This is a genomic window from Nocardia sp. NPDC060220, from assembly GCF_042727815.1.
GTDB lineage: Bacteria > Actinomycetota > Actinomycetes > Mycobacteriales > Mycobacteriaceae > Nocardia.
In genome coordinates this window covers 1-1,922 of sequence record NZ_JBHWZY010001106.1, presented here as the reverse complement: position 1 = coordinate 1,922, position 1,922 = coordinate 1, and the positions used below count along the sequence as shown (strand labels likewise).

General features: G+C 68.5%; 1 protein-coding gene. It reads right to left on the bottom strand.

Features of this window, described 5'->3' with window-relative positions; all coding sequences use genetic code 11:
• Positions 1-1,922, bottom strand: a 1,922-nt coding sequence (locus ACFWF3_RS34145) for a bifunctional FO biosynthesis protein CofGH (RefSeq protein WP_379318149.1), incomplete at both ends; no start/stop codon positions are given.

The window sequence follows — 1,922 nt, the reverse complement described above, 5'->3', positions numbered from 1 at the left end:
GGCTTCCTTCAGCGCCGACAGCCAGTCGTGGATGCTCTGGCCCCCGCGCGAGGCGCCGTTGACGATCTCCATCGGGCTGAAGGCATGGACGTGCATCGACGGCACCCGCGCCTTGATGGCGCGGACCAGGTCGGCGTAGCCGGTGACGGGGAGTTCGGGGTCGATGCCGCCCTGCATGCAGATCTCGGTGGCGCCGTCGACGTGGGCCTCCCACGCGCGGTCGGCGACCTCGTCGGTGCTGAGGGTGAAGGCGTCCGCGTCGCCCTTGCGCTGGGCGAAGGCGCAGAAGCGGCAGCCGGTGTAGCAGATATTGGTGAAGTTGATATTGCGGTTCACCACATAGGTGACCTCGTTGCCGGAGACCTCGCGTCGCAACGAGTCGGCCAGTGCGGCAACAGCTTCCATGTTCGCGCCATCAGCGGTGGCCAAGGCCAGGTACTGATCGTCGGTGAGACCCGCCGGGTCCTTCTCGGCGGCGCGCAGGGCGTCGAGCACCTCGGAATCGAGCCGCTCGGGCGCGACGACAGCCAGGTCGCGGGCGTGTTCGCGAATCGTCTCCCAGTCGCCGAACGCGCCGACGACTTCCTGACCGAGCCCGGAATCGCTGCGGCTGTCGGTATTTCGTCCCTCGGTGTCGATGGCGGTGTTCAGGTCGACGCGGCCGACCGAATCCCATGACTCGTCGGGTTCCTGCCACGGCAGGCCGACCGGCACGGCCTCGGGCCTGGCCAGGCCCGTCGCGGGGTCGGTGAGCGCGTCGACGTGCGCGCCGATCCGGGGATCGATCCACGGATGGCCCGCGCGAACGTATTTCGGGTGCGCGGAGGTGCGCTCGACGAGGGTGAACCCGGCCGCCTCGGTGATCTCGCGCAGGGTGTCCAGATTCGGCCACGGACGTTCGGGGTTGACGTGGTCGACCGTCACCGGCGACACCCCACCCCAGTCGTCGATGCCGGCGTCGATCAGCGCCCGGCAATCACTGTGCGACACCAGGTTCGGCGGGGCTTGCACCGGGACATCCGGGCCCAGCAGCAATCTCGTCACCGCGACGGTCGCCAGGAACTCCGCCACGCCCGCATCGGGAACATCGCGCATGGCGGTGTCGTCCTTGGCGCGGAAGTTCTGCACGATCACTTCCTGGATGTGCCCGAACTCCCGGTGCTGCTTGCGAATCGCCATGATCGACTCGGCGCGCTCGGTGAGATTCTCGCCGATGCCCACCAGGATGCCGGTGGTGTAGGGCACCGAGAGCCTGCCCGCGTCGGTGATCGAGCGCAGCCGGACCGCCGGATCCTTGTCGGGGCTGCCGTAGTGGCATTCGCCCTTGTCGGTGAACAGCCTGGTAGCGGTGGTTTCGAGCATCATGCCCATCGACTGGGCGACAGGCTTGAGGCGGGAGATCTCGTTCCAGCTCATCACGCCGGGGTTCAGATGCGGCAGCAGGCCGGTCTCCTCCAGCACGAGAATGGAGACGGCGCGCAGATAGTCGAGGGTGGAGTCGTAGCCGCGCTCGTCGAGCCACTGCGCGGCCTCCGGCCAGCGGTCCTCCGGCCGGTCGCCCAGGGTGAACAGCGCTTCCTTGCATCCCAGGGCAGCACCCTGACGGGCGATCTCGAGCACCTCGTCGGGTTCGAGGAACATGCCCTTGCCCTCGGCGCGCAGCTTGCCGGGCACGGTGACGAACGTGCAGTAGTGGCACTTGTCCCGGCACAGCTTGGTGAGCGGGATGAACACATTGCGCGAATAGCTGATCGTGCGTGGGCGGCCCGCCGATTCCAGGCCCGCGTCGCGGACTCTGGCGGCGCTGGCGCACAGATCGGCGAGGTCGTCGCCGGTGGCATGCAGCAGGACGGTGGCCTCGTCGACGTTCAACGTGACGCCGTCGCGGGCTCGGCGCAGGGCCCGTCGCATCGCGGCGGGAC